Consider the following 9,560-nt stretch of genomic DNA (forward strand, 5'->3'; position numbering starts at 1 on the left):
ATGACCTTTATGCAAGCGAACAAAAAGCGGACAGGATGGATAGGAGCCTTGCTGCTGCTGATTTTTCACACGGGAATGGCCCAGTCTCCCGTCACTACGCCGTTAGCGCCTATGTCGCTCTCTGCAAAAGAAGCGGTCGACTACGCCCTTGCTAACCAGGCAACCGTGCGAAATGCTAAACTGGATGAGCTCATCCAGCTGGCCAAGAACAAAGAAGTCAGCGGAATGGCGCTGCCACAGCTCAGCGGTGCCGGATCCTTCCAACACAATCCAATTGTCCAGAAACAGTTGATTGATGCCTCCAATTTCTCTGACACTGTACCCAAAGGAACACTCGTACCGTTCGCGTTTGGTCTGAAATTCAATGTGCTGGGGGAAGTGAAATTCAACCAGGTACTCTTCGATCCAAGTGTACTCGTAGCACTCCAGGCCCGCAAAACACTGGAAGAACTTTCTCACAGAGGTGTACAGAAAGCTGAGATTGATGTCAAAGTGAATGTTTACAAAGCTTACTACAATGTGCTTTCTGCACATAAGGCCCTGAGCATTCTCAGGGGCAACTTAACTACGCTTGAAAAACTATTGGCTGAGACAAGAGAAACCTATAAGAACGGGCTCGTTGAAAAACTCGATGTAGACAGGCTGGTAGTGCAGGTGACTAACCTCCGCACGGAAGAGACCCGGTTGCAGAACCTTTCGGAAGTAGGCCTGGCAGCACTCAAATACTCCATGGGGATGCCCATGCGTACAGAGCTGACACTCACTGATACGCTTTCTACGGCAGACCTGAAATCAGCAGTGGCTGTAGAAAACTTTGACTACTCACAGCGTATAGAATATCAATTACTACAATCACAAAAGGCAGCATACGAATACGATCTTAAGCGCTATAAATACAATGCACTGCCAGTGCTCTCGCTCTTCGGTACAGGTGGTGTGAGCCGCGCGAGTGATGTGTTCAACTACTTTGACAATAAAACCTGGTACGGGTATGTGGGCTATGGTGTGAACCTGAGCTTTAACATTTTCACCGGCTTCCAGCGCAGGCGCAAGGTAGATCAGGCATTCCTGCAGGTAAAGAAAACAGAGATCTCTATTGAAGATGCCAAGCTTGGTATTGATCTGGAACAAACACAATCTATTTCCAACCTGCGTAACAATATCGTAGCGCTGGAAGCTCAGGAAAGCAACATGCAACTGGCACAGGAAGTATATAATACTACCCAGATAAAATACAGAGAGGGCGTAGGTTCCAGCCTGGAAATGAGTAATGCAGAAAATGACCTGCTCACCGCTCAGAACAATTATTTCACAGCACTTTACAATGCCAGTGTGTCCAGGATCGATTATCTGAAAGCCTACGGCAAATTATAGTCGTCGCAGTATTAATCTTAATTCTAATTCATTCTATATGTCTTATAAATATCACGCCGCATTACTGACGCTGCTCGCCTTCATGGCATGCGGTCAACCTACAGCTGAAGAAAAACTGAAGCAGTTGAAACAACAGGAAGCGGACCTGAAAAAAGAGATTGCGCAGCTGGAAAAAGAGGTAAATAAAACTGACACAGCCGCAAAAAAAATGAAGTCAGTGATTGTTACAGCTGTAAAGGATTCAGTGTTTGAACATTATATCGATATACAAGGTGCTGTAGATGCACGTGAAAACGTGAATGTCAGTTCCAAGGTGCCCGGTGTGATCACCGCAATTTATGTAAAGGAGGGGCAGCAGGTTTCCAAAGGTCAGACACTGGCCCAGGTAGACGATCAGATACTGCGGGCAAATGTGGCCGAACTCCGTACGCAGCTGGATCTTGCCACTACCTTGTACGAAAAACAGCAGAATCTCTGGAAACAACAGATTGGTTCCGAAGTACAATACCTCAATGCTAAGAATCAGAAGGAGTCGCTGGAAAGGAAAATGGCGACCCTGAATGACCAGCTCTCACAGGCGAGGATCATTTCTCCTATCAATGGCACTGTTGATGCGGTGATTGCAAAGCTGGGAGACAATGCGGCTCCTGGTTCCACTTCGTTCAGAGTAGTGAACAATGCTGATTTGCGCGTGTTGGCCAATGTGGCAGAAGCTTACGCAGGTGTGGTGAAAACGGGAGATCCTGTCGTAATACGGTTCCCGGATATTGATAAGCAACTCCGCACAAAGATCGGATTTGCTGCGAAAGTGATCGATCCGGTGAGTCGTACGATCAAGGTGGAGGTGCCATTGAGCAGTGATCCTGCACTGAGACCCAATATGATTGCGCAGATAAAGATCATAGACTATACAACCCCTCATGCACTGGTAATTCCTGTAAATGTGATCCAGTATGCGTTGGGCAAATCCTTTGTAATCGTTGCAGAAAAATCCAAAGATGGATTGATCGCTAAGAGAAGAGAAGTGCAGGTAGGACGTACCTACAATGATAAAGCTGAAATTAAAAGCGGATTACAGGTGGGAGATAATGTAGTAACAACAGGTTATCAGGGATTGAATGACAATGACCTGATCCAGTTATGATCTTAAAAATACTGTTGTATGCAAGATAATCTGAACAAAGAATTTAAGCCTACCAGCTGGGCAATTGATAATAAGGTGAGCGTGTATGTCGCCACTATTATCATCGCTATAGCCGGTATATTATCTTATCAAAGTTTACCGAAGGAGCAATACCCGGAGGTCGTATTCCCGCAGTTCTATATCAGCACCATTAATGATGGTACTTCTCCTGAGGATATGGAAACACTGGTGACAAAGCCCATTGAAAAACAACTGGGTGGTATCTCCGGGGTAAAGTCTATCAAGAGTACGAGTATGCAGGATTACTCTGCTATCACGATTGAGTTTGAAGCGGGAGAGAATATGGAAACGGCACGTCAGGAAGTGAGAGAAAAAGTAGATGATGCGAAGAAAGACCTGCCGAACAATCTTACACAGGAACCACAGATCATTAAGATAGATGTATCCCAGATTCCGATTATGAACATCAACCTGTCAGGTGATTTCGATCTGCAATCATTGAAGAAATATGCAGATGAAATGCAGGACAGAATAGAGGCCCTGAATGAGATTACCCGTGTGGATATTGTGGGGGCACTTGATCGCGAGATCCAGATCAATGTAGATAAGTACAAAATGGATGCGGCGCAGGTGAGCTTCGATGATATCGCAAATGCGGTGGCTTCTGAAAACAGGACCATTTCCGGCGGACAGGTATCTATGGATGGACAGAAGCGTACCCTGAGTGTGAAGGGTGAATATAAAGATCCTTCCAAGTTGCGTAATATAGTGATCCGCAGCGCTTCCGGTGCTACAGTATACCTGCGTGATATTGCAGATGTGGTAGACGGGTTTGAAGAGCAGGAGAGCTATGCGCGTCTGGGTGGTAAGAATGTAATTACCCTGAATGTGATCAAGCAGAGTGGTAAGAACCTGATCGATGCCTCTGATAAGATCAGGGTGATCATCGAAGAGATGAAGAAGGATTATTTCCCGAAGGGATTGAATGTGGTGATCACGGGTGACCAGTCTAATTCAACACGTGTAACGCTGCATGACCTGATCAATACGATCATTATTGGCTTCCTGCTGGTAACGGTGATCCTTATGTTCTTCATGGGTGCGGTAAATGCGATCTTTGTAGCGATGTCGGTGCCGATTTCTATGTTCATTGCTTTCCTGTTGATGCCGGCTTATCATTTCACCCTGAATATGATGGTGTTGTTCTCGTTCCTGCTGGCATTGGGTATTGTGGTGGATGATGCGATCGTGGTGATAGAAAACGTACACCGTATCTTCTATGAGCGAAAGGACCTCGGTATTGTGAAAGCCGCCAAGATAGCGGCGGGAGAGGTGTTTTTACCTGTGTTTTCAGGCACGTTGACGGTGTTGGCGCCGTTTGTACCATTGTTATTCTGGCCGGGTATCATTGGTAAGTTTATGTTTTTCCTGCCGGTGACGTTGATCACAACACTGGGTGCTTCGCTGGTAGTGGCATATATCATTAACCCGGTGTTTGCGGTGGATTTCATGGACAGGCATGAAGGAGAGAACCATCCAAAGCCAACGTGGAATAAGAAGTTTACCTATATGGCCATCGTGTTCGGTGTGATTGCATTGCTGGGGTATGCGAATGGTAGTATCGGTTTAGGCAACTTTGTCATCTTTATATTCCTGCTGATCTTACTGGAGAAGTTTTATCTGGGTGGATTGGCACGGCGCTTCCAGAGCAACTTCTGGCCGAGGGTACAGGAAAGATATAAGCGCATATTGAAATGGTGCCTGGTTGGATGGAGGCCGATATGGATACTGATCGGCACATTTGGTTTGCTGATCTTTAGTATTATGTTGACAGCGATCAGGAATCCGAAGGTGGTATTCTTCCCGCAGGCAGACCCGAACTTCATCTATGCTTATATAGAATTGCCAATGGGTACGGATCAGAAGTATACTGACAGTATCACGCACATAGTAGAGGGCAGGATAACAAAAGTGGTTGGTGCAAACAATCCGATAGTAGAATCTATTATTTCCAATGTAGCGGTAGGGGCGGGAGATCCGTCGCAAATGGATATGAGTGTGCAGCCACATAAGGGGAAAGTGACAGTCGCTTTTGTAGAGTTTGGAAAGCGTGACGGGCATGATACAAAGCAGTACCTTGACAAGATCAGGCAGGCGGTGAAAGGTATACCTGGTACTGATATTACGGTAGAGCAGGAGCAGGGTGGCCCGCCGACAGGTAAGCCGATCAACATTGAAATAGCGGGCGATGAATTTGAAGAATTAACGTCGACAGCTGACAAACTGAAGCGATATCTGGATTCGCTGGAGATAGGTGGGGTAGAAGAGTTACGGTCAGACTTCCAGAGCAACAAGCCTGAGATTGTAGTGAATATAGATCGTGAGCGTGCGAACAGGGAGGGTATTTCCACTACTACTATTGGTATGGCGTTGCGTACAGCATTGTATGGATATGAGGTATCCAAGTTCAGAGATCCGGAAGATGATTATCCAATTATGGTAAGGTTCCAGGAGACGCAGCGTAATAATATCAATACGCTCATGAACCTGAACTTAGTTTACCGCGACATGAATATGGGAGGAATGATCAGGCAGGTGCCATTGAGTGCGGTAGCAGATATTCATTATTCCAATACGTATGCAAGTATCAAGCGTATCGATCAGAAGCGTGTGGTGACATTGTACTCAAATGTACTCACAGGATATAATGCAAATGAGGTGGTACAACAGATACAGACTGCATTGGGTGATTTTGCAAAGCCGAGTGGTATACAGATAAAGATGACGGGGGAGCAGGAGGATCAGGCAGAGACAATGAACTTCCTCTTATTTGCCATGATTGGTGCATTTGGATTGATCCTGATGATCATGGTGACGCAGTTCAATTCAATCGGGCGTCCGTTGGTGATCTTTATGGAGATCCTCTTCAGTATCATTGGAGTATTCCTTGGCTTCTCCGTTTTCGGAATGGACATATCTATCGTCATGACGGGCGTTGGTATCATGGCGCTGGCAGGTATCGTGGTGCGTAATGGAATAGTACTGGTTGAGTTTACCGATCTGTTGGTGCAGCAGAACATCCCGGTATATGAAGCGGTGGTGGAAGCGGGGAGAACCCGTATGACGCCGGTATTGCTCACGGCGATAGCCGCAATTCTTGGGTTGATTCCGCTGGCCGTGGGTTTGAATATAGACTTTGAAACCCTGTTCTCCGAGTTCCATCCACATATCTTCTTTGGTGGAGACAATGTGGCGTTCTGGGGACCATTGGCCTGGACGATGGTATATGGGTTGGTATTTGCCACTTTCCTGACATTGATCCTGGTACCGGTGATGTATGCGATGAATAAGCGGTCGATTGATGTATTGGATTACAAAGGATGGCCGAGGGGATTGAAGTATATTCCATTCTTTGTCGTGCTGGTGAAGGTGTTTATGAAGAAGGAGACGATCAGGAGGCTGCACGCACCGGATTATGTATCAGATAAACCGTACAGGTTTTTCAGGGGTAGGGAAGATGAGGAGATATCCCATTAAATGGGTAGGGTTGAGGTGTGTGAAGGGCATGTAGTAGATAAATTAAGTAAGTGTACACAAAATACAGTGTAACAGTTGTAGGTTTAACAGCATACCGTCCTGTTTCGTCCGGGACGGTTTTTTATATTAAACTTTACTATATTTCCAGTTTTTTTGGTATCTTAACAAACTTTAACAATTAACAACTGTAGCAAATCATTATTTTTGGGCCTAAAGCGCCATTTTTGTTAATCCGGGTAACAACAACGCTATGCGACGCAACCATGAAATAGATTACAGCATCTATGGTGAAGAAATACAGATTGTCGAAATAGAACTCGATCCACAGGAGACTGTCGTGGCCGAGAGTGGGAGTTTCATGATGATGGACCAGGAGATCCAGATGCAAACCATGTTTGGAGACGGTTCACAATCAAATCAAGGCATTTTCGGGAAGTTAGTATCTGCCGGTAAGCGTATGCTAACTGGTGAGAGTCTTTTTATGACTGCATTTACGAATGTGGGGCAGGGAAAGAAGAAAGTGAGTTTCGCAGCCCCCTACCCGGGCAAGATAATCCCCATGGATCTGTCTCTGATGGGAGGGAAGTTGATATGTCAGAAAGACGCGTTTCTGTGTGCAGCGAAGGGAGTAAGTATCGGGATAGAGTGGCAGCGCAAGTTAGGAACGGGGATTTTTGGTGGTGAGGGGTTCATCATGGAGAAGCTGGAGGGTGATGGTATGGCTTTTGTTCATGCAGGTGGGTTGGTGATGGAGAAGAAGTTACTGCCCGGACAGGTATTAAAGATAGATACGGGATGTGTGGTCGCGTATACTTCCGAGGTAGATTTTGACGTTGAATTTGTACGAGGAATTAAAAATATGGTATTTGGTGGTGAGGGTTTATTTTTTGCCACTTTGAGAGGCCCTGGAAAAGTATGGGTACAATCCTTACCCATTAGTCGTTTAGCAAGCAGAATCGTTTCATATGGAACAGTTCGCCAAAAGGAAGAAGGTAGTATACTTGGCGGATTGGGTAATATATTTGACGGAGATTGATAATAATTAAACTGAAACAGCAAATTTAGTGTTATAACTGGCATAAATCAGAAGTAGTAAAACTGGTATTGTTAAAAACCGCCTTATTGAATAACCGTTATTAGCAGGTGTTTTATAGAATTAACATCATTCAACTGACAAATAAGCGTCAAATAACTGTTGTAACTGGCAGACAAAAATTGATAAACCGGTCATTGCATCCAGCATACTGATTGACAGTGAAACAAGTGGTACCCTTCCTCAGGAAGAAGACCTATGATTATAAGAATTGTTTATTGAAAACTAGACTATCATACGAAATACTATTTAACAGCAGGGAATATTGACTAACCGGTGATTTTTAAATAAACTGATATTATTAACAAGCAGTATTAGCAATTAACAGGAAAAGAAATTTAGCAACTATACATAAAAAGATAACTGCCGCTATTGCAGAGTGGTATTGCTTTCTGCATGATAGCGACGGGCATTATAGACCAAAAAAAAGTAATTGTACACGTTACGGATTCTGTGATACACCAAAAGGGCTATTGAATACTCAATTTTTTTAAGTAGAGTCTTCGTTAAGAGCAGAATCTGCCGGGAAACAATGGAATTTGAATTATGTTTGATTTATCACGGGCATTTGCCGAAGAGCAGGACCAGAAAGACACGTTGAGAAATTATAGGAATCAGTTTTATTTTCCGCAGCGGAATGGAAAGGATGCGATCTATTTTTGCGGTAATTCCCTGGGCCTGCAAGCAAAAAATGTACAACCAGCCATTATGCAGGAGTTGGAAGATTGGCAGCAATGCGCTGTTGAGGGGTATTGGGGTGCCAGGAATCCATGGTTGTATTATCAGCAATATTGCAGCAGGCCGATGATGGAGATAGTAGGTGCCAGCCAGGAGGAACTGACAGTAATGAATACACTAACTGTCAATCTTCACTTGATGATGATGACATTTTACAAACCAACAAAGGAAAAATTCAAGATATTAATGGAAGCAGGTGCGTTCCCCAGCGATCAGTACGCTATGGAAACGCAAGTGAAGCTGCATGGCCTGGATCCGGCGATTGCGATAATAGAAGTAGCACCCCGTGAGGGAGAATTTTTGATACGCGAGGAAGATATTTTTCAGATTATTGATCAGGAAAGTAGTAGCTTAGCGCTTATATTGTTGGGGGGAATAAACTATTATACCGGCCAATTGTTTAATATGCAATCCATTACGAAAGCAGCCCATAAAGTGGGGGCTGTAGTCGGGTTCGACCTGGCACACGTAGTAGGAAACGTACCTGTGAAGTTACACGACTGGGAAGTAGATTTTGCCGTGTGGTGCTCTTATAAGTATTTAAATGGAGGCCCCGGCGCAGTAGGAGGAGCATTTATACATGAAAGACATGCCCGAGACAGGAACCGGCCAAGATTAGGCGGCTGGTGGGGCAACGAGGAAACCATCCGTTTTAAAATGGAAAAAGGCTTTGAGCCTAAAAACCGTGCAGAAGGCTGGCAAATAAGCACAGCACAGGTATTTAACATGGTAGCATTGAAAGCCTCACTGGAACTGTTTGAATCAGCTGGTATGGCAGCTTTAAGAGAGAAAAGTATAAGACTTACCGATTATCTTGAATTCCTGTTAAAACATATAGAAAACATAAAATTTGAAATAATTACGCCTAAAAATTGTAAGGAACGCGGCGCCCAATTATCTTTGCTATTCCATGACAGAGGTAAAGAAATCCAACAAAAGATGACGGAAGCCGGTATCATTGTGGACTGGCGAGAGCCCGGAGTCATACGGGTTTCACCGGCGCCCTTATATAACTCTTATGGAGACGTATTTCATTTTTATGAAATCATAGCAAATATTGCTTAAAACGCTTAATTAGTAAGTACGATGAATTTTGAGAGAAACGAACGCCCCCGCAGGCCCTACTCTCCTCCTGGTACAGAAAAAGACCAAGATCCCAATAAGGAGAGACCAGGCGGTTACTTCAAACCCGATTTTAACAATGAAAGGGAGGGCAGACCTGGTGGTTACAACCAGGATCGAGATGACAGACCTAATTTTAACCGTGACCGTGGCGAAGGCGGCGGTGGCTATAATCGCGGTGATCGCGATGGTGGCGGCGGTGGATATCGTCCACGTGACAACGGTGGCTATGGCGGTGGCGGCGGTTACGATCGCAGCGGCGGTGGCTACGGTGGTGGCGGTGACCGTGATTTCAACCGTGAAGGCGGCGGCGGTGGTTACAATCGTGGCGGTGGCTATGGCGACCGTGATGGTGGTGGCGGCTACAATCGTGGCGGCGGTGGTGGTTACGATCGCGGCGGTGGCGGCGGTGGTTACGATCGCGGCGGTGGCGGCGGTGGTTACAATCGCGGCGGCGGCGGTGGTGGTTACGATCGCGGCGGTGGCGGTGGTGGTTACGATCGCGGCGGTGGCGGCGGTGGTTACAATCGCGGCGGCGGCGGTGGTGGATAC

Annotated in this window: 6 protein-coding genes; all 6 read left to right on the forward strand. The window is 45.6% G+C overall.

What is annotated here, in order from left to right:
• Nucleotides 1-9 precede the first annotated feature (9 nt).
• Nucleotides 10-1,374 carry a TolC family protein gene (locus ABDW33_RS27995; protein ID WP_343693407.1) on the forward strand — a complete coding sequence of 455 codons (1,365 nt, stop codon included), beginning with the start codon at nucleotides 10-12 and terminating at the stop codon, nucleotides 1,372-1,374.
• Between the two features lie 37 nt (nucleotides 1,375-1,411).
• Nucleotides 1,412-2,518, forward strand: a complete 1,107-nt coding sequence (locus ABDW33_RS28000; protein ID WP_343693408.1) for an efflux RND transporter periplasmic adaptor subunit — start codon at nucleotides 1,412-1,414, stop codon at nucleotides 2,516-2,518.
• Nucleotides 2,519-2,536: 18 nt separating this feature from the next.
• Nucleotides 2,537-6,055, forward strand: a complete 3,519-nt coding sequence (locus tag ABDW33_RS28005) for an efflux RND transporter permease subunit (protein ID WP_343693409.1) — start codon at nucleotides 2,537-2,539, stop codon at nucleotides 6,053-6,055.
• 250 nt (nucleotides 6,056-6,305) lie between these two features.
• Nucleotides 6,306-7,091, forward strand: coding sequence for a TIGR00266 family protein (locus ABDW33_RS28010; protein ID WP_343693410.1), 786 nt, complete (start codon nucleotides 6,306-6,308; stop codon nucleotides 7,089-7,091).
• A gap of 603 nt (nucleotides 7,092-7,694) precedes the next feature.
• Nucleotides 7,695-8,951: a kynureninase gene (gene kynU, locus ABDW33_RS28015; protein ID WP_343693411.1), complete on the forward strand. Its 1,257-nt coding sequence runs from the start codon at nucleotides 7,695-7,697 to the stop codon at nucleotides 8,949-8,951.
• 21 nt (nucleotides 8,952-8,972) lie between these two features.
• Nucleotides 8,973-9,560: hypothetical protein (locus ABDW33_RS28020; protein WP_343693412.1), on the forward strand; the 588-nt coding region annotated here is incomplete at its 3' end.

The sequence above is a fragment of the Chitinophaga sp. genome (assembly GCF_039596155.1).
Taxonomy (GTDB): Bacteria; Bacteroidota; Bacteroidia; order Chitinophagales; family Chitinophagaceae; genus Chitinophaga.

Bases quoted from the DNA above. Each gene is read 5' to 3' on its own strand.
- ABDW33_RS27995 (WP_343693407.1), top strand. From the start codon at position 10: ATGCAAGCGAACAAAAAGCGGACAGGATGGATAGGAGCCTTGCTGCTG.
- ABDW33_RS28000 (WP_343693408.1), top strand. From the start codon at position 1,412: ATGTCTTATAAATATCACGCCGCATTACTGACGCTGCTCGCCTTCATG.
- ABDW33_RS28005 (WP_343693409.1), top strand. From the start codon at position 2,537: ATGCAAGATAATCTGAACAAAGAATTTAAGCCTACCAGCTGGGCAATT.
- ABDW33_RS28010 (WP_343693410.1), top strand. From the start codon at position 6,306: ATGCGACGCAACCATGAAATAGATTACAGCATCTATGGTGAAGAAATA.
- kynU (WP_343693411.1), top strand. From the start codon at position 7,695: ATGTTTGATTTATCACGGGCATTTGCCGAAGAGCAGGACCAGAAAGAC.